Consider the following 18073-nt stretch of genomic DNA (forward strand, 5'->3'; position numbering starts at 1 on the left):
CCCCGAGGGGCGCCGTTCTGCTTCCATCCACGGCCAGGAGAGAGTTGGCCGGGGCGGGAACGCGGTTGCAGGCTTAGAAGCGCTGCTGGTACTTCATGTACATGAAACGACCGATATCGAAGCCACCGTAGTAGGTGAAGCTGCTGTTCGGCTGGCTGTACATGATCGGACCCTGGTGGTCGAACACGTTGTTCAGGCCCAGCGACACGGTGCCATCCCACGGCAGGCTGTAACGCACCTGCAGGTCGTGGAAGGTGTTGGAACCCACCTTGCGGCTCGGCTGTGCATCGGTATACGGCGAAACGAAGTCGGCCATGTTGCAGTCCGGGCCACCGCCCAGATCGTACGAGCAGGCTTCCTTCATGCCCGAGTAATAACGGGCGGTCCAGCCGATGCCCAGGTTGCCGTACTGCCAATCCAGGTTGACGGTCGAACGCACGCGGAAGTCACCCGCCCAGCCCACGCGCTGCTCCACCGGGGTGGTGGCGGCGCTGTCGTTGCGCTGCTCCAGGTAGTCGGTGTAGGTGGTGTTCCAGTTGATGGCGAACTTGCCGTACGCGGTTTCCGGCAGGCGGTAACGCACGCCGATGTCATAGCCGGCGGTTTCGCGGTAGCCGGCGTTGACCAGCGAGCGATCCAGCGCCGAGACCTGGCCACGGGTGGCCGCAGCGGTGGAACGGGTGAAGCGACCGCAGGCCGAATCCACGCCCTGCACGTAGCACTGGTTGAGGATGTCGGTGGCCGACTCGCCGACGATGGCGTTGTCGATGCGGATCTTCCACCAGTCCAGGCTGACGTCCAGGCCCTGCACGAATTCCGGGCTGTAGACCAGGCCGACGGTCCAGGTCTTGGCGGTTTCCGGCTTCAGTTCCGGGTTGGAACCTGAGTTGAAATCGGAGGTGGCCTGCTGGCCCGGGCGGTTGGCAAGGTTACCGTCCGAACCGGTCTGCTGACGGAAGTTGGCGGGCACGTTCAGCGCCTGGCAGCGTGCTGCCACGGTCGGGCTGCTGGCGGCGATGCCGAACTTCGTATCGCACGGGTCGGTGAACGAATCGCGGCTGGAAACCGCGCCGCCGTAGAGATCGTCCACGGTGGGTGCACGGAAGCCGGTGCCGTAGGTGGCGCGCACCAGCAGGCTGTCGATCGGCTTCCACTTCAGGCCGAACTTGCTGTTGGTGGTCGAACCGAAGGTGTTGTAGTCGGTGTAGCGACCGGCCAGGTCCAGCGACAGCTCGCGGGCGAAGGCCATGTCGGCCAGCAGCGGCACCTGCATTTCCAGGTAGACCTCGTTGAGCGAGTAATCGCCACGGGTCGGCTGGCCGGTGGTACCGGCGATCTGGCCCTTCTGCACCATCAGGTCCGGGGTGTAGCTGGCTTCTTCGCTGCGGTGCTCGAAGCCCATCGCACCCATGATGTCACCGGCCGGCAGGGTGAACAGCGAGCCGGAGATGTTGGCGCTGGCGACCTTGGTGGTGCTGCGCATCTTGTCGACGAAGCGGGTGAACAGGTAGTCCTGCACGTCCTGGTTGCCCAGCGAGCCCGGGCCGGTGTAGCCCATCGGTGCAGCGGGATTCCACGGCACGCAGCCGGCGATCACCGCACCCGGCGTACCGCAGCGGGCAACGCCGCCGTCCATGAAGGACGGGCCGACGGCCAGGTTGACGTGCGGCTGGTACATGCTGCCGGTGCCAACGCGCTCGCCTTCATTGCGGTTGTACATGTAGCTGACGTTCCAGTCCCAGTAACGCGAACCGGTTTCGAAGCTGCCTTCCAGGCCGAGGCTGGCACGCTTGGTTTCCAGCGTGTTCTCGGTACCGCGCGGCAGCTCTTCGGTGCGGTGCGAGAACAGCACGTCCTGGCCCCACTTGTTGAAGGTGCTGTCCTTGGACAGGGCAGCGCGGGTGCCGTTGCGCGACTGCGCAGCCGAGACCGAGTACGGGTAGCCGGCCAGGTGCTTGGTCGACTCGCGCTTGCTGTACAGCGCGTCGGCGACGATGCGCAGGTTGTCGGTGATCGAGAAGCCGCCGTTGGCGAACACCGAGGTGCGCTCCAGGCCGCTCAGCAGGCTCATGTTGGTCTTGGCGTTGGCGCCGTCGGCCGGGTTCGGCGTGTGGAAGTTGCCGGCGCTGCTTGGGTCGCCGCCCGGGCCGACGGTCAGCGGCTTGCCACCGACGGTGACGGTGCCCCACTGGGTGGTCGGGCTCAGCGCGTCGACGTCGTCGGCGTGGCGCGGGCCGCCCGGATAGCGGCTGAACTCGCGCGCATCGCCGAGGATCTCGTCTTCCTTGGTGCGCTCGGCGCCGACGCTGAACCAGCCGCGGTCGAAGGTCTTGCCGAAGGTGGCGCTGTAGGAGCGCTTCTGGCCGTCGCCTTCACCGTACTGGCCGACATAGACGCTGGCTTCGCCACCGTCGAAGTTCTTGCGGGTGATGATGTTGACCACGCCGGCGATGGCGTCCGAGCCGTACAGCGCCGAAGCGCCGTCGGTCAGCACTTCCACGCGCTCGACGATGGCGGACGGAATCGAGGCCAGGTCGGAATAGCCGCCGGCGCTGACGCCCATGCGGCGGCCGTCGATCAGCACCAGGCTGCGTTCCGGGCCGAGGTTGCGCAGGCTGACATACATGCCGCCGAAATCGCGCGAGGAGCTCAGCGAGGACGAACGGCTCAGGCTCGGTGCACCGGCTGCCGTGACGTCCTGCAGGATGTCGGCGACGTTGACGTAGCCCTTCTTCTCGATGTCGGCGCGGTTGATTGCCACCACCGGCTGCGCGGTCTCGACACTGGCCTGGCGGATGCGCGAGCCGGTGATCTCGATGCGGTCGAGGTTGGTGGGGGTATCGCCGGCTTCCTGTGCGAAGGCGGGCGTGGTGCAGCTGGCGGCCAGCGCGATGACGATCGCGTTGCGCAGCGGGGTGGTCTTCAGGGACATCCGTGAAATCTCGTGTTTCAGAAAAAACATGCGTCCGTTCTATGGACGCGTGGGGTGCTGCAAACCAACGTGGGGGCCGGATTCTAGAGTGTTTTCATTGGTAACTGTTTGTCCGCGCGCGCTGTAACGCCGCGAAAATGAATCGCAACCAACAATCCACAGGTGCACTGTGCGCAACGTCACGCGCGTTGTGTCTGCGATGGGCAGAGGCATCGATAGCGGCGGTGTTCGCGCAATCTGTAGCGATGCGAGTGCGCATGCATCCATCCACGCATGGCGTGGATCTACTGGATCCCGCACGCGCCACATCGGTAGATCCACGCCATGCGTGGATGGCCCCACAGTAGATCCACGCCATGCGTGGATAGCCGCACAGTAGATCCACGCCATGCGTGGATAGCCGCACAGTAGATCCACGCCATGCGTGGATAGCCCGCAGTAGATCCACGCCATGCGTGGATAGCCCGCAGTAGATCCACGCCATGCGTGGATGGCGCGCAAACAAAAAGGGACGGAGCCTTCGCTCCGTCCCCTGCGCAACGCTCATTCAATCAATGCCTGGTGCTCAGGTCTCGCGCAGCGCCGTGGTGATCGGCAGCCGTGCCGCGCGCAGCGCCGGGAACAATCCGCCCACCAGGCCGATACCCAGCGCCCACTTCAGTCCACTCCACAGCAGTTCCGGCGATACATGGAACTTGAACACCACCGCGCTGAAGTTGCTGCCGATGGTGGACACGCTGTAGCCGTTGAACAGCAGCCACGCCACCGCACACCCCAGCAGGCCACCGAGCAGGGCCAGCAGCATGGTTTCCAGCATCACCGCAGTCACCACCGGCAGGCCACGAAAGCCGATCGCACGCATCGTGGCGATCTCTCTCGCGCGCGTGGCCACGGCGGCATACATGGTGTTGAGCGCGCCGAACACCGCACCCACTGCCATGATGGTGCCGATCACCTTGCCGAGAATATCGATCAGCTTGGTCAGCCCGCCACCCTGCTTGCTGTAGTAGACGCGGGTGGTTTCCACGTCCAGCTTCAGGCGCGGATCGGCGGCGACGGCGGCCTTGAACTGCTCGAAGCCGGCCTTGCCATCGGTGCGCACGCTGATCGACTGCCAGGCACTGCGCTGGTAGGTGGTGGCCAGCGTGTCGGCGTCGGTCCACAGTTCCGAATCATGCGCATCGCCGGTAGCGAACACGCCCACCACCGTCCAGGTCTGGTTGCCCAGGGTGAGCGTCTTGCCAACGTCCATGTCGCGGAACTGGCTCTTCGCGCCCTGGCCGACCACGATCTCGCGCAGGCCGGCGGCGAACCGGCGGCCTTCGACGATCTTGACCTTGTCATGCACGGCCCACGCCTGCGGGCCGACGCCGCGGAATTGCGCGTTGACGTCGGTACCATCGGCCTTGGACACCAGGTTGACCACCTGCGACAGCTCCGGCGACAGCAGCGGCCGTCCCTGCGCATCGCGGGTGATGCCGGGCAGGGTGGACAGCGTAGGGACCTGTTCGCGGGTGATGACCGAGTTGGTCTCGGCCTGCGAACCGCCGCGCAGCACGATCGCGGTGGTGTCATCGCCGGTGTTGTTGAGCGTGGCCTGGAAGCCTTCACCCATCGCCAGCATCGCCACCAGCACGCCGACCACGCCGGCGATGCCGACCACGATCACCGAGGACGCACCCCAGCGTTGCGGCAGGCTGGCAATGCCGATGCGGGTGGCGGCCAGCGCCAGCCGTCCACTGCGGGTGAGCGCCAGCCACAACCCCACCAGCACCGCGATGGCCAGCACGCCGATCCACGGCAGGCCGATCCACACGGCCAGGCCGACGGCCAGCAACAGCACGGTCACCGCGTTTCCCAGCCACTTCTTGAGCTTGTTCATGTCGGTGTCCTCTTCAGCGGCCGGCGAGCGCGTCGACGATCTTCAGGCGCTTGGCACGCAGTGCAGGCAGCAGCCCGACCACGATGCCGATCACCACGATCAGGACGATGCCCACCAGCCAGGTCGGCGTCGGTACGTGCGGCGGCAGCATGCCCATGCTCTTCGGGCTGATGGCCGGCAGGATCAGCGCCGCCAGGCCCATGCCGAGCAGTCCACCGAGGCCGATCAGCAGCACCGATTCGACCATCACCAGGGTCAGCACCGTGCTGTCCTTGAAGCCCAGCGTCTTCAGTGTCGCCAGTTCCGGAACGCGCTCGCGCACCGCCTGCGCCATGGTGTTGCCGGTCAACAGCAGCAGTGTGAAGAACACCGCACCCATGATCGAGGTGACGATCATGCCGATGTCGGCGAACTGCTTGACGAACGCCTGCTGGAACGCCGACTCGGTCTGGGTCTTGGTTTCGTGGTCGGAGTTGGCCGAGATCGCATCGATGGCCTGCGCCACCCGCGAAGACTGATCCGGGTTGTCCAGCGTCACCGTGTACCAGCTCACCTGGTTCTTGATGTAGTCGTTGGACTCATCGAAGTATTTCCAGTTCATCATCAACTGGCGTTCTTCGTTGGCTGCCAACGCGCGATCCTTCGAGCGGTAGATGCCCTTCAGTTCCAGCGGCCAGTCGTTGCTGCCGCCGCGCGGGAAGATGGTGGCCTGCAGCGGGATGGTGTCGCCGACCTTCCAGCCGAACTGCTTGGCCAGCGTCTCGCCGACGATCGCGCCGGTGCGGGTCTGCTGCCAGTCCTGCAGCTGCGCCGGATCGATCTGCAGTTCGCGGTAGACATCGAAGTAGTTCGGCGCCACCGAGAAGTTGGGGAAGAAGTTCTTCGGGTCCTGGTAGATGCCGCCGAACCACATGCCGTAGGTGACATCGCGCACGCCGCTGACCTGGCGGATCTGCGTTTCCAGGCGGATCGGCAGCGATTGGGTGATCGACAAGCGCGAGGCTGTCACCAACCGGTTGGCGCCTTCCACACTGCCGCCGGAAGAGAACGCCACGCGTACCGAGTCGAGCATGCCGAACAGCAGGAACGCGGCCACCACCGACAACAGGGTCAACAGGGTGCGGGTGCGGCTGCGGAACAGCTGCGCCCAGACCAACGAGAAGTATTTCATCGCTGTGGCCTCCGTCAGTGGGCCAGCGGGGCGTCAGCCAGCTCGCCCTTGTCCAGGTGCACCGTGTGGGTGGCGTACTCGGCGGCCTTCGGGTCATGGGTGACCATGATGATGGTCTTGCCGTGTTCGCGGTTGAGCTGCTGCAGCAGGCCCAGGATCTCCTCGGCGGACTGGCGGTCGAGATCGCCGGTCGGTTCGTCGCAGATCAGGAAGGTCGGGTCGGAGACGATCGCGCGGGCGATCGCCACGCGCTGCTGCTGGCCGCCGGACAGTTCGTTGGGGCGATGGCTGCGGCGGTCGGCCAGGCCGACCAGAGTCAGCGCGATCTCGGCATTGCGCTTGCGCTGCGCCGCGCTGAGGTGGGTCAGCAGCAACGGCAGTTCCACGTTCTTCTGCGCGGTCAGCATCGGCATCAGGTTGTAGAACTGGAACACGAAGCCGACGTGATGGCTGCGCCACGTCGACAGCTGGCCGCCGCTCATCTGGTCGATGCGCTCGCCTTCGATGCTGATCTCGCCGCCCGTGGGGTTGTCCAGGCCGCCGATCAGGTTGAGCAGGGTGGTCTTGCCGGAACCGGACGGGCCCATCAGCGCGACGAAATCGCCGCTGGCGATATCCAGGTCGATGCCGTGCAGCACCTGCACCTTCTCGGGGCCACGCTGGTAGGTCTTGGTGATGTTGCGCAGTGAAACCAGGGTCGACATGGGTGGTTCTCCACGAAAGGCGGGAAACGGGGAAGCGCACCGGCGGAGGCCGCGGGCGTGCGTCGAGCGGTATTGCCGGCGGCGCCCGTCGGCGCCAGGCCGTTACTGCGCTTGTTTCTGTTGCACCTTGGCGCCATCGCGCAGGGTGTCCGGCGGGTTGACCACCACTGACTCTCCCGCGCTCACGCCCTTGAGGATCTGGCGGTCCTTGCCCATCGCTTGGCCGGCTTCGACCGTGCGCTGCTGGACGCGGTTCTCGTCGCCCAGCACGAAGGCCACCGACGCGCCCTCGCGCTGGACCACGGCACCGCCCGGCACGCGAACACCCTGCGGCTTGGTCGCCGCCTGTGGCTGCGCCTGTTCCAGGAAGCTGACCCGCACGCCCATCTCCGGCACGATGCGCGGGTCTTTCACTTTCAGTGCCACCCGCACCTTCACCGTGGCCTTGCCGCGATCAGCGGTGGGAATGATGGCGATCACCTCGGCCGGGATCTTCCAGTCCGGGTACGCGTTGAGCGTGGCTTCCACCGGCATCTTCGGTTGCACGCGGCCGATGAAGGCTTCACCGACCTCGACTTCGATCTCCAGCGATTCCATGTCGACGATGGTGCCGATGCCGGTACGGGTGAAGCCACCGCCGGCCGACAGCGGCGAGACGATCTCACCGGGCTGCGCGGCCTTGGCGGTGACCACGCCGGAGAACGGCGCGCGTACGATGTTGTTGTCCACGCCGAGGTCGGCGATGGACAGCTGGTCGTTGGCAACCTTGACGTTGCGTCGTGCGGTTTCCAGCTGCGCACGCAGGCTGTCACGTTGGGCCACAGCCTGGTCGTACTGTGAGCGCGAGACCAGCTGCTGGCCGACCAGTGCCTGCAGGCGGCTGGCCTCGGCGGCGGCCTGCTTCTGCTGGGCTTCCAGGCCGGCCACCTGGCTGCGCGCGGACTGCAGCTGCGAGGCATACAGGCTGCGCTGCGCGTCGGCATCGATCGGGTCCAGGGTGGCCATGATCTGCCCCTGTTCCACCCGCATGCCTTCTTCGATCATCACCTCGCGCACCTTGCCGGTGATCTTGGCCGACACCGTGGCCATGCGCCGGGCGACAACGTAGCCGCTGGCATCGAGTACCGAGCTGCTGGCGCTGCCCTGCTGGATGGCCACGGCCGGCGCGGTGTCCACTTCCACGGTGGGCGCGCGGCCGAACAGTGCGAACGCACCGCCGGCCAGCAGCACGATGATCACGACCACGGCGATCCACAGCCAGCGGCGGCCACCACTGCCGCCACTGGAGGCCGGCGGCGGCGATTTGCGGTCAATACGGAGTTCCTTCAACAGCTCGGCAGAAGCGTTCATTCGTTCCATCACAGGCGTTCGGGCGGGTGTGACCGGAAGGGCAGGCAGCGGCGGTTCCGGCGGTGGAGCGTGCGGCACAGCATGAAGGCAGGTGCATCGGCGATGGCAGTGACAGCTGTCATCCGATGTCATTGACGGCGGCAACTGCGAAATGTGACCACGGCGGCACAGGATGGCAACGTCCCCGCTACCGGTACTGCCCATGGATCCGATCGCTCCGTCGCTGGCCCGCCTGCAGCAGGTGCAGGTGCGTTACCGCGACCATACCGCCCTGCACGGCATCGACCTGCAGGTCCGCGCTGGCCAGGTACTGGCCCTGCTGGGCCGCAACGGTGCCGGCAAGAGTACCGCGATCAGCGTGTTGTTGGGCCTGCGTCGCGCCGACGCCGGCCAGGTCGAGCTGCTGGGCGGTGATCCGCAGCAACGCGATCATCGGCTCGGCCTCGGCGTGATGCTGCAGAGCACCAGCCTGCCGCCGATGCTGCAGGTGGATGAACTGGTGGCGCAGGCCAGTGCCTGCTATCCGGATCCGCTGCCGCTGGGCGACGTACTGCAGCGTGTGGGCCTGCAGGACCTTGCCCGGCGTCGCTATGGCCAGCTGTCCGGCGGGCAGCAGCGCTGCGTGCAGTTCGCCATTGCCATCTGCGGCCGCCCGCGCGTGCTGTTCCTCGATGAGCCCACCACCGGCCTGGACATCCAGGCGCGGCAGGCGATGTGGCAGGCGATCCGGCAGCTGGTGGCCGAAGGCTGCGGTGTGCTGCTGACCACCCACTACCTGGAAGAAGCCGAGGCGCTGGCGCAACGGGTGGTGGTGCTGGAGCAGGGCAGGGTAGTGGCCGATGCGCCGCTGTCCGAACTGCGCCTGGCCGACCGCCCGCGACGCATCCGCTGCCGCAGCACGCTGGCCGCCGATGAGGTGCAGCACTGGCCCGGCGTCCAGCAGGTGCAGCGCGATGGCGAACATCTGCAGGTGCTGGCCAGCCCGGCCGAGCCGGTGGTGGCGCGCCTGCTGGCCGCCGATGCGCAGCTGCGAGAACTGGAAGTACAGGGCGCGGCACTGGCCGACGCCTTCCTCGACCTGACCCGGGAGGCCGCATGAACACCTTGACCCGTCTCACCGCCGCCGGTGCCGCGCCCTCGGTCTGGCGTGCCCTGCGTCCGTATCGCGCCGAACTGCTGGCCGAGCTGCGTCGCGCCTGGCGCTCGCCGTCGTTCGTGCTGCCCTCGTTGTTGTTCCCGGTGCTGTTCTACCTGTTGTTCGGCGTACTGCTGGGCCGTGGCCACGCGCCGGTTTATCTGCTGGCGACTTATTGCGTGTTCGGCGCGATGGCGCCCTCGCTGTTTGGCTTCGGCGTGCAGCTGGCGCTGGACCGCGAAGGTGGTCTGCTGACCCTCAAGCGCGCACTGCCGCTGCCTGCCGCAGCGCCGCTGCTGGCGCGGCTGGCAATGGCCCTGCTGTTCGCGGTGCTGATCGCCGCGATGCTGATGGCGGTGGCGTGCCTCTTCGGCGGCGTGCAGCTGCAGGCGGTGCAGGTACTGCAGCTGCTGGTCGTGGCGGCGTTTGCGGCATTGCCGCTGGGGTCGATCGGCCTGCTGATCGGCAGCCATGTCGGCGCCAGCGCGGCACCGGCCATCGTCAACCTGGTCTACCTGCCGCTGGCACTGTTGTCGGGGCTGTGGCTACCGTTGTCGGCGTTGCCGACGGTGTTTTCGACGATGGCGCCGCTGTGGCCGACCTGGCACTTGGCGCAGCTGGCCCTGCCCATTCTTGGCCAGCCGGCACGTGGCGGCACCGTTGGCCATCTGCTGGTGTTGCTGGGTGTGAGTGCGGTCGCACTGCTGCTGGCGCGTCGCCGCCTGCGCCGGGTCGGCTGAACTGGCATGATCGGCAGCGATCGTCCCCGCCTGGAATCTTCCGTGCCACCGAGCTGGCTTGCGTCCCTGCTGCGCCCCGCACCGGATTCGGCGGTGGCCGAACTGCTGCGGCGGGGCAAGTCGCCCTGGAGTGGTGCGATCCATCTGCTGTGGTCGGTCTGGATCTTCCTCACCCCGGTGCTCGGCAATGGCTTCACGCTGCGCTGGTTGTTGCTGACGCTGGCCAGCTATCCGTTGTTCCTGCTGTTCTATGCCAAGGTGATGCTGGCGCCACGGCACCACGCCTGGCGCTACGCGCTGGCCATGATTGCGATGGCCCTTGTACTGCTGCCGTGGTATCCGTCGGGACTGAGCTACTTCGTGTTCGGCTGCGTGATGATCCGCATGAGCAGCCGCGGCGGTTGGTGGGTGTACCTGTTGCAGCTCACTGGCCTGAATCTCCTGTTCTGCAGCACCGCGCTCTACTTCGGTTATCCGTGGCAGGCCATGGTGTGGATGCCGGCGGTGTCGTTCATTGTCGGGCTGGTGGTGAACGTGGAGGCCTTGAGCCATCAGCGCGACGTCGCCCTTCAGCTGTCCCAGGATGAGGTGCGGCGCCTGGCGACCACCGCCGAGCGCGAGCGCATCGGCCGTGATCTGCATGACCTGCTGGGGCATACGCTGTCATTGATCACGCTGAAGCTGGAACTGGCGCGCAAGCTGTACGACCGCGATGACGCGCGTGCCCGGCAGGAAATCGGCGAGGCCGAGGACATTGCCCGCGAGGCGCTGGCACAGGTACGCAGTGCGGTCACCGGCATCCGCGCCAGCGACCTGGCCGGCGAACTGGCCTCGGCACGCCTGCTGCTGGAATGCCAACAGGTACACCTGCAGTACATGCCGCCGCCGCCGATGCCGGTGGAGGTAGAGCGTGGGCTGGCACTGGTGCTGCGCGAGGCGGCGACCAACATCGTGCGCCACGCGCAGGCGACCCGGGTGCAGGTGGATTTCATGCTTGAGGACCGACAGTTGGCGATGCAGATACGCGATGACGGCCGTGGCGGCGTGCAGGCCGAAGGCAATGGATTGTGTGGCATGCGTGAGCGGGCAGCGGCGCTGGGTGGCCAGTTGACGCTGCAGTCGCCGCGCGGGGAAGGCACGGTGCTGACCGTGCGCGTGCCCCTGGTGGCCGCGACTACGCCGCTGTCGCCGGCATCGCTGGCACAGGGAGGCGCGGCATGATCCGCATCCTGCTGGCCGAGGATCAGGCGATGGTGCGTGGCGCGCTGTCGGCGCTGCTGGGCTTGGAACCGGATATCGAGGTACTGGGCAGTGCAGCCGACGGCGAAGCCGCGTGGCGCATGCTGCAGCAGCTGCAGCCGGACATCCTGGTCACCGACATTGAAATGCCCGGGCTGAGCGGGCTGGAGCTGGCCCAGCGCATCGCCCGCCATGAACTGCCGATCAAAGTGGTGATCGTGACCACCTTCGCCCGCGCCGGTTTCCTGCGCCGTGCATTGGAAGCAGGCGTGCTGGGCTATCTGTTGAAGGATGCACCGGCCGAGAACCTGGCCGAGGCGCTGCGCAAGGTGAAGCAGGGCATCCGCGCGATCGACCCGCAGTTGGCGCTGGATGCGTGGTCGCAGGCCGATCCGCTGACCGACCGCGAGCGCCGCGTGCTGCGCCTGGCGGGCGAGGGCCGCACCGCCAGCGAGATCGCCGAGCAGCTGGGGCTGTCACACGGCACAGTGCGCAATTACCTGTCCGAATGCATCGGCAAGCTGGGCGTGGCCAACAGGATCGAGGCGTATCGGCTGGCGCGGCAGAAGGGGTGGTTGTAGCGGCGGCCTGCTTTTCCCGGTGATGTCATTTCCGCGACCGCGGGGGGGTGTCACTTTCTTTGCGCGCAAAGAAAGTAACCAAAGAAACGCTCCGCCGGCCGCGAGCCGGCGTGCTTCGCACGCCGGTGCCCTGCGCTTCTCGGTGAATCAGGGGACGGCGCCGAACTCGCTGCGCTCAGACATCGGCGCCTCTACGCCCCTGATTCCCCTGCGATGCTCGGCTCGCTAGAAGGCGGACCCAACGTCAAAAGCCGATGTTGCACCCAGTAGATCCACGCCATGCGTGGATGCTGTTGCTGTTGCTGTTGCTGTTGCTGTTGCCCTTGCCCCTCCCGTCCGCCTTCAAGCGAGCCGAGCACCGCAGGTCCGGCGAGGGCGCAGAGGCGCGGGTGTCTGAGCGCAGCGAGTTCCCGCGCCGTCCCTCGACGGACCGAGGAGCGCAGGGCACCGGCGTGCGAAGCACGTCGGCTCGCGGTCGGCGGAGCGTTTCTTTGGTTACTTTCTTGATGGCGCACATCCATGTGCGCCACCCTACGGGCCGGCTACGCCGTTCCGCGCTGCTCCTGCAGCGCGGTGCACGAGCAAAGAAAGTGACACCTCCCCGCAGTCGCGGAAATGACCCGCCGGGAACAACCGGCGAACCCAGTCAATCCTTCCCGCGTGCCATCGCCTGGAACACGCCATCGCGGCGCACCCACAGGTGGAACAGCGCCGCACCCACGTGCATCAGCACCGTGGCGAACAACACATAGGCCAGCAGACTGTGCGCATTGCGCAGCGCGGCGTACAGCGCCGGGGTGTGCGGCACGATCGGTGGCAGGTGCAGGCCACCGCCCAGCACGATCGGGTAGCCGCCGGCCGACAGCATCGCCCAGCCGATCAGCGGCATCGCCAGCATCAACGCGTACAGCATCCAGTGCGAAGCCTTCGCCGCCAGCACCTGCCATGCGGGAAGATCCGCCGGCAGCGGTGGTGGACGGTGGCGCAGGCGGTTGTACAGGCGCAGCACCACCAGCAGCAGGATGGCGATGCCCAGCGGCCGGTGCAGGTCGATCAGCATCGGCCGCAGGTGCAGCGAGGCGACCATGGTCACGCCGACGAACAGCATCGCGATGATCATCAGCGCCATGGACCAGTGCAGCACCCGGGCGAGCAGGTTGAAGTGGCCGTTGCCGGTGTTCATTGCGCAGCCTCCTTCGGTTGCTCGACGTTGCCGCTGGCGCGCTCGCGTTCGCGGCGGTTGAAGGATTGCGAATACACCGCCGAGCGTGCAGCCAGGATCGGGTCGTCACTGCCGCGCACGCCGCTGGGCACGATCAGCGGATCGAAGTTGAGCTGGCCGCAGGCACCTTCTTCCTGCGACTGCATGCGGTCGAGGCTGAGCACACCGGCCACCACCTGATCGCGCGATTCCGGCCACGGCACCGAGGGGTCATCGATGGCATCGCCGGGCGCAGCCAGGCTGACCACCAGGTTCCAGCGCACCGGGCCGGTGGCCAGGCGTTGCTGCAGTTCCTGGCTGAGGAAATCGACGTTGGCCTGCTTGCGTGCGTCCGCATCCATCTCCACCACCGCTGCCTGCGGCTGCCAGCGCCAGCGCACCGCGCGCTTCTGTCCCTGCGCGTTGGTGAACCAGAAGCTGTTGACGCTGTTGAAGGTGGTGTTGGCCCAGCTGCTGGTCCACGGTGCGCTCTTGGCCCACTGCTGGAACGCCTGCGCGCTGGGGTATTTCGCCAGCACGGCAGCCATCTTCTGCGGGTCGGGCTTGCCGGTGGCGGGGTCCGGAATCTGCGCGCGGGTCTGCTCGTAGAAGGCCTCGGCAGTGGGCACGGCGAAGAACGGGAAGCTGTTCATCGCCATCCGCCATTCCTGGCCATCATCGCTGACCATCTGCACCGCGATGCTGCGTACCCGTGCGGTGTTGTCGGCGCCGTAGGGGTCACCGCCGCCGATCGACAGGCGGCCCATCACCGGCACGCGCGCCTGCGAGAACACCCTCGCACTGGACAGCGTGGGTGCCTGCGCGCTGGGTTCGAACCAACCGCTCACGCACACGCCCTTGCTGTGCGCGCGGCGGAAGCCGGGATGCGCAGGGCCGGTGGCCTCGATGGTGTCGGTGAAGCGCTGAGCGGTCAGCCGGTCGCGGCCGATCCAGCCGGCCAGCCAGGCGAAAGCGAGGGCGACGATGCCCAGGATCAGCGCGATCAGGGCGATCCAGGGCAGCGGTGAATGCCTGCGCGGTGACTGCGGCCCTTGGCCGGCGCGGGTGTAGCGGAAGAGCGACATGGTCGGAGTCCTGCCTTCACGGACGTGTGGGTGGGCGACCACCACATCCTCGCAGAACCCGGCCGGAGCCGAAATTCAATTTTTCGTCAGATTTGCCGGGTGATGCGGTGCCGACCAAGGCCGGCACCCACCGGAATTGCGGATCAGCACCCGCCCCGGCATCGGCAGCGCCGGGCCATGCCCGGCGGCTGCATCAGGCGTAACGCGCTTTCAGCATCGCCCAGGCCGAACGCAGGGCGAGGGCTTCGCCACCGGCCGGGCGGCCCGGGCGCTCGCCATCGTTCCAGGCATACACGTCCAGATGTGCCCAGCGCTGGCCATCTTCCAGGAAGCGTTCCAGGTACAGCGCGGCGGTCACCGAGCCGGCCATGCGCGAACCGGCGTTGGCCAGGTCGGCGATGCCGCTGCTCAGGTAACGCAGGTACGGGCGCCACAGCGGCATGCGCCACACCGGGTCGCGGGTGGCGTCGCCAGCCTGCAGCCACTGCTGGGCAACCGTGTCATCGTTGCTGAACAGCGCCGGCAGATCAGGACCCAGCGCGATGCGTGCCGCGCCGGTCAGGGTGGCGAAGTCCAGCACAAGGTCCGGCTTCTGCTCACCGGCGAAGGTCAGCGCGTCGCACAGGATCACTCGGCCTTCGGCGTCGGTGTTGTCGATTTCCACGCTCAGGCCCTTGCGGGTGGCGATCACTTCGCCCGGACGGAAGGCATCCGGGCCGATCGCATTTTCCACCGCCGGAACCAGCAGCGTCAGGCGCACCGGCAACTGCTGGGCCATCACCAGCCCGGCCAGTGCCAGCGCGTGTGCGGCGCCGCCCATGTCCTTCTTCATGTTGCGCATGCCATCGGCCGGCTTGATATCCAGGCCGCCGGTATCGAAGCACACGCCCTTGCCGACCAGCGCCAGCGCCGGGTCGGACGCCTTGCCCCAGCGCAGCACGATCAGCCGCGGCGCGCGGTGCGAGGCGCGGCCCACGGCATGGATGGCGGGGAAGTTCTGCGCCAGCAGTTCGTCGCCGGTGATGGCTTCAACCTGCGCGCCGTGCGCTTCAGCCAGGGCACGCGCGGCGTCTTCCAGCTGCTGCGGGCCCATGTCTTCGGTCGGCGTGTTGACCCAGTCACGCACGCGCAGGCTGGCGGCGATCAGGTCGGCCACCTCGCCGGTCGGTGCGGCAACCAGCTGGGCCGGCGTGCGGTTGCGCTTGCGGTAGCGGTCGAAGCGGTAGCTGCCCAGGCCCCAGCCCAGCTGCAGCAGCGCCTGTTCGGCGGCCGGCAGTTCGCTGGCCAGCTGCCACACGCTGCCTTCCGGCAGGGCATGCGGTGCATGGGCGTAGCTGTAGGCATCGGCGCGATCGCCGACGCCGATCACCGCGCCCGCCAGGCCATCGGCGCCGGGCAGCAGCGCAACCGAATGCGCGCCGGCAGTGAACCCCTGCGACTTCAACCACGCCTGGGTTGCAGCGGACTGGCTGTTCTTCCACGCCTCGAACTGGCTGCGGTCCAGCACGTGCAACGGCAGCGCGGCGGTGGTGTCGGCGGTGAAACCAGTGATCTCGCTCATGCGTCAGGTACTCCGGGATTCGTCAGCGTCGGCGGCGTCGAGGTTGGCATCGAGCCAATCGGCCAGGCCGGTGAGAGTGTCGAACTGCAGGTCAGGCTGCAGCTGCGGATGGTTCCAGGTGGCCGCTTCGCGGTTGATCCAGCAGCCGCGCAGGCCGGCAGCCATCGCGCCGGCCACGTCCATCTCGACGTGGTCGCCCACGTGCAGCACCTGCGCCGGGGCGACGCCCAGGCGGTCGCAGGCGGCGTGGAAAATGCTCGCTTCGGGCTTGGCCGCGCCATGCTCGCGCGCGCCCAGCTGGAAACTGAAGTGATGGGCCAGGCCGATCCGTTCCAGGTCGGCGTTGCCGTTGCTCAACGCGGCCACCGGCACCCGCGCGGCGATCCGCGCCAGGGCGTCGAGCGCATCGGGGTAGCACTCCACCTGGTTGCGCGCGGCGTAGAACACTTCATACGCCGGTTCCAGAAGATCCAGGCTGGCGCCACTGTTTTCCAGCGCCTCCTGGATCGTCAGCCGGCGCAGCGCGCTCAGGTCGAAATGCAGGTGGGGGTTGTCGCGGAACGAGCGCTCGCGCAGTTCGCGCATGGCCGCCACCGGATACATTGCGGCGGTGGCGGGGCTGTGTTCACGCATCCAGTCGAACAGGACCTGGTCGATGCGGGCGCCGATCGGAGCGAACGGCCACAGCGTATCGTCGAGGTCGAGGGTAATGGCAAGGACAGGAAATTTCACCCCGCCATTCTACGCCTGCCCGCGCGCGCTTTCATGCGCGCGACGGGCAGGGGGCGCTGCAGGGTGCGTCAGCGCAGGTCGTAGGAGCAGCCGATGGTGGTCTGGCCGTCGAACCGCTGCACATCCAGGTTGTGCCGGCCCACTTCCCGCGTGTAGCTGCCTGCCACTGGGTCGGACAGCTTCGCCAGTGCCGCGATCTGTTCGACGCTGGCGGTGCTGAAGTACGCGGTGAAACTGTCGACGCCATCCTCGCCGCTGTCGCCGTCGTACGCCTGCAGGCGGTTCACTGGCTGGCCCAGCACCATCAGCGGCGTGGTCAACAGGAACTCACCGCTGGACTCCCCGTCTTCCGCCCGCAGCGGCGGCGGCGCCAGCAGCTGGGCGATCGTTTCGAACTGCTTGGGGCTGAGGTGGCGCTGGCAGGTGACCGCTTCGACCAGCTGGGCACGCGCCTGCTCGATTGCCGGCGGCGTCGCGGCGAAAGCAGGGGTGGCAAGGCAGGCGAGGGCGAGGCAACGTGTGGCGAACGAGGTCATCCGAACGGATCCATCCGAAAAAAGGGGGAGTATTCTGCCAGCTCTGCCCTTGTTTCCGGCCCTGGCCCGCTCACTCCAGCAAGCGCGCCCAGCCCTGCATGCCCTCCAGTCGTGCCAACACCAGCTTGATGCAGACCAGCAGCGGCACCGCCAGCAGCAGGCCGATCATGCCCCAGGCCCAGCCGAACACCATCAGCGCCAGGATCAGCACCAGCGGTGACAGTTTCATCTGCCGGCCAAGCACGATCGGCGTCACCATCTGCCCTTCCAGGGTATGCAGGGTCAGGTAGGCGGCCGCAGGCAGCAGCGCCTGCAGCGGGTCGCGGAACTCGACGAAGCCCATCAGCAGCATCAATGCCACGCCGAGCAGCGGGCCGACATAGGGCGCGAAATTCAGCAGCGCCGCGACGGTGCCCCACAGCAGGGCCTCCTGCAGGCCGATGCCCAGCAGCATCAGCACGCCGGCCAACAGCAGGCCGACCACGGTGTTGATCACGCTGATGGTCAACACGTAGCGCGATACCTCATGCTCGATCGAGCGCAGGATATCGCTGGTAAATCGCTGCTGCTGCCGGTTCGGGAACAGGGCGATCGCCGCGCGCTGCAGGCTCTGGCCGTAGATCATGAAGAACAATGTCAGCAGCACCACGGCCAGCACCGAGGCGGCCAGCCGCGGCGCGCGCGTGAGCATGCGGTACGGATCGTCCAGCTGGGTGCGGATCACCTGCACCTTGCGGTTGCCGTCGCCGCCGGCCACGCGCGCGAAATTCTCCGCCGCCTGGTTGGCCTGCTGCACCGGCTTGGTCAGGTCCTGCACCTGGCGCGCGACCTTGCGCAGCTGCTGCGGTGCTTCCTGTGCCCAGTCCATCGCCGGGCCGATCAGCTGCACCGCCAATGCACCGGTCACGCCCAGTCCGGCACCCAGCACCAGCAGGGCGCCGAGCGCGCGCGGAATCCACAGCTTCTGCAGCAGCCGCAGGATCGGGTTGCCGACCAGGGCGAAGAACATCGCCAGCAGGACGGGCAGGATGATGTCCTGCGCCGCCCACAGGGTGAACGCCACGGCCAGGGTCGCCAGTATCACCAGCGACATCGGGCCACGTGGGCGCGGGGCGGGGGGCAGCGGTGCGGGGGCGTCCGGCGCAGGCGACGACGGGGACAACAGGGACTCGCTCATCGACGCACCGACCGGGAAGAGAAGCCCATTATCGGCCCGCCGCGATC

The 18073-nt window shown here is 67.3% G+C and carries 15 protein-coding genes; 4 read left to right on the plus strand and 11 right to left on the minus strand.

Annotated elements, in window-relative coordinates:
- Nucleotides 1-73: 73 nt before the first annotated feature.
- The 5 genes from CR156_RS21285 to CR156_RS21305 all read right to left on the minus strand — a co-directional run bounded on the left by CR156_RS21285 (nucleotide 74) and on the right by CR156_RS21305 (nucleotide 8039).
- Nucleotides 74-2932 (minus strand): TonB-dependent receptor, encoded by a 2859-nt coding sequence (locus tag CR156_RS21285; protein ID WP_100554474.1) that lies wholly within the window; start codon nucleotides 2930-2932, stop codon nucleotides 74-76.
- 565 nt (nucleotides 2933-3497) lie between these two features.
- Nucleotides 3498-4814, minus strand: coding sequence for an ABC transporter permease (locus tag CR156_RS21290; protein WP_089241407.1), 1317 nt, complete (start codon nucleotides 4812-4814; stop codon nucleotides 3498-3500).
- A 13-nt stretch (nucleotides 4815-4827) separates the two neighbouring features.
- On the minus strand, nucleotides 4828-5985 hold the full coding sequence (locus CR156_RS21295) for an ABC transporter permease (protein WP_100554475.1): 1158 nt from the start codon (nucleotides 5983-5985) through the stop codon (nucleotides 4828-4830).
- A 14-nt stretch (nucleotides 5986-5999) separates the two neighbouring features.
- Nucleotides 6000-6689: an ABC transporter ATP-binding protein gene (locus CR156_RS21300; protein ID WP_025878346.1), complete on the minus strand. Its 690-nt coding sequence runs from the start codon at nucleotides 6687-6689 to the stop codon at nucleotides 6000-6002.
- Nucleotides 6690-6791: 102 nt separating this feature from the next.
- The gene (locus CR156_RS21305; RefSeq protein WP_100554476.1) at nucleotides 6792-8039 is read right to left on the minus strand and encodes an efflux RND transporter periplasmic adaptor subunit; all 1248 of its coding nucleotides are present in this window, start codon (nucleotides 8037-8039) and stop codon (nucleotides 6792-6794) included.
- Nucleotides 8040-8241: 202 nt separating this feature from the next.
- Between CR156_RS21305 and CR156_RS21310 the strand changes: the two genes are divergently transcribed.
- The 4 genes from CR156_RS21310 to CR156_RS21325 are packed head-to-tail and all read left to right on the plus strand — an operon-like array spanning nucleotide 8242 to nucleotide 11734.
- Nucleotides 8242-9138, plus strand: coding sequence for an ABC transporter ATP-binding protein (locus CR156_RS21310; RefSeq protein ID WP_100461924.1), 897 nt, complete (start codon nucleotides 8242-8244; stop codon nucleotides 9136-9138).
- Nucleotides 9135-9914: an ABC transporter permease gene (locus CR156_RS21315; RefSeq protein WP_100554477.1), complete on the plus strand. Its 780-nt coding sequence runs from the start codon at nucleotides 9135-9137 to the stop codon at nucleotides 9912-9914. Before CR156_RS21310 ends, CR156_RS21315 begins: the two co-directional genes overlap by 4 nt.
- A gap of 6 nt (nucleotides 9915-9920) precedes the next feature.
- Entirely contained in the window at nucleotides 9921-11135 is a 1215-nt protein-coding gene (locus CR156_RS21320; RefSeq protein WP_100554478.1) for a sensor histidine kinase, read from the plus strand.
- The gene (locus tag CR156_RS21325) at nucleotides 11132-11734 is read left to right on the plus strand and encodes a response regulator transcription factor (protein ID WP_025878350.1); all 603 of its coding nucleotides are present in this window, start codon (nucleotides 11132-11134) and stop codon (nucleotides 11732-11734) included. Before CR156_RS21320 ends, CR156_RS21325 begins: the two co-directional genes overlap by 4 nt.
- 646 nt (nucleotides 11735-12380) lie before the next feature.
- Here the strand turns inward: CR156_RS21325 and CR156_RS21330 are convergent.
- The 6 genes from CR156_RS21330 to CR156_RS21355 all read right to left on the minus strand — a co-directional run bounded on the left by CR156_RS21330 (nucleotide 12381) and on the right by CR156_RS21355 (nucleotide 18026).
- Complete coding sequence (locus CR156_RS21330; protein WP_100554479.1) at nucleotides 12381-12917, minus strand: cytochrome b; 537 nt, start codon at nucleotides 12915-12917, stop codon at nucleotides 12381-12383.
- A complete protein-coding gene (locus CR156_RS21335) occupies nucleotides 12914-14020 on the minus strand; it encodes a catalase family peroxidase (protein ID WP_100554480.1) in 1107 nt (368 codons plus the stop codon). Before CR156_RS21335 ends, CR156_RS21330 begins: the two co-directional genes overlap by 4 nt.
- A 193-nt stretch (nucleotides 14021-14213) precedes the next feature.
- Entirely contained in the window at nucleotides 14214-15581 is a 1368-nt protein-coding gene (locus CR156_RS21340) for a leucyl aminopeptidase family protein (RefSeq protein ID WP_100554481.1), read from the minus strand.
- Between the two features lie 3 nt (nucleotides 15582-15584).
- Nucleotides 15585-16313, minus strand: coding sequence for an HAD family hydrolase (locus tag CR156_RS21345; protein WP_089241387.1), 729 nt, complete (start codon nucleotides 16311-16313; stop codon nucleotides 15585-15587).
- Between the two features lie 68 nt (nucleotides 16314-16381).
- Nucleotides 16382-16849: a hypothetical protein gene (locus CR156_RS21350; RefSeq protein WP_100554482.1), complete on the minus strand. Its 468-nt coding sequence runs from the start codon at nucleotides 16847-16849 to the stop codon at nucleotides 16382-16384.
- 70 nt (nucleotides 16850-16919) lie between these two features.
- Nucleotides 16920-18026: an AI-2E family transporter gene (locus tag CR156_RS21355; protein WP_100554483.1), complete on the minus strand. Its 1107-nt coding sequence runs from the start codon at nucleotides 18024-18026 to the stop codon at nucleotides 16920-16922.
- Nucleotides 18027-18073: the final 47 nt, after the last annotated feature.

It is taken from the genome of Stenotrophomonas lactitubi (genome assembly GCF_002803515.1).
GTDB lineage: Bacteria > Pseudomonadota > Gammaproteobacteria > Xanthomonadales > Xanthomonadaceae > Stenotrophomonas > Stenotrophomonas lactitubi.

What these genes read in the sequence shown, in the direction of transcription:
- CR156_RS21285 (WP_100554474.1), bottom strand. Translation starts at nt 2,932, where the DNA reads ATGTCCCTGAAGACCACCCCGCTGCGCAACGCGATCGTCATCGCGCTG.
- CR156_RS21290 (WP_089241407.1), bottom strand. Translation starts at nt 4,814, where the DNA reads ATGAACAAGCTCAAGAAGTGGCTGGGAAACGCGGTGACCGTGCTGTTG.
- CR156_RS21295 (WP_100554475.1), bottom strand. Translation starts at nt 5,985, where the DNA reads ATGAAATACTTCTCGTTGGTCTGGGCGCAGCTGTTCCGCAGCCGCACC.
- CR156_RS21300 (WP_025878346.1), bottom strand. Translation starts at nt 6,689, where the DNA reads ATGTCGACCCTGGTTTCACTGCGCAACATCACCAAGACCTACCAGCGT.
- CR156_RS21305 (WP_100554476.1), bottom strand. Translation starts at nt 8,039, where the DNA reads ATGAACGCTTCTGCCGAGCTGTTGAAGGAACTCCGTATTGACCGCAAA.
- CR156_RS21310 (WP_100461924.1), top strand. Translation starts at nt 8,242, where the DNA reads ATGGATCCGATCGCTCCGTCGCTGGCCCGCCTGCAGCAGGTGCAGGTG.
- CR156_RS21315 (WP_100554477.1), top strand. Translation starts at nt 9,135, where the DNA reads ATGAACACCTTGACCCGTCTCACCGCCGCCGGTGCCGCGCCCTCGGTC.
- CR156_RS21320 (WP_100554478.1), top strand. Translation starts at nt 9,921, where the DNA reads ATGATCGGCAGCGATCGTCCCCGCCTGGAATCTTCCGTGCCACCGAGC.
- CR156_RS21325 (WP_025878350.1), top strand. Translation starts at nt 11,132, where the DNA reads ATGATCCGCATCCTGCTGGCCGAGGATCAGGCGATGGTGCGTGGCGCG.
- CR156_RS21330 (WP_100554479.1), bottom strand. Translation starts at nt 12,917, where the DNA reads ATGAACACCGGCAACGGCCACTTCAACCTGCTCGCCCGGGTGCTGCAC.
- CR156_RS21335 (WP_100554480.1), bottom strand. Translation starts at nt 14,020, where the DNA reads ATGTCGCTCTTCCGCTACACCCGCGCCGGCCAAGGGCCGCAGTCACCG.
- CR156_RS21340 (WP_100554481.1), bottom strand. Translation starts at nt 15,581, where the DNA reads ATGAGCGAGATCACTGGTTTCACCGCCGACACCACCGCCGCGCTGCCG.
- CR156_RS21350 (WP_100554482.1), bottom strand. Translation starts at nt 16,849, where the DNA reads ATGACCTCGTTCGCCACACGTTGCCTCGCCCTCGCCTGCCTTGCCACC.
- CR156_RS21355 (WP_100554483.1), bottom strand. Translation starts at nt 18,026, where the DNA reads ATGAGCGAGTCCCTGTTGTCCCCGTCGTCGCCTGCGCCGGACGCCCCC.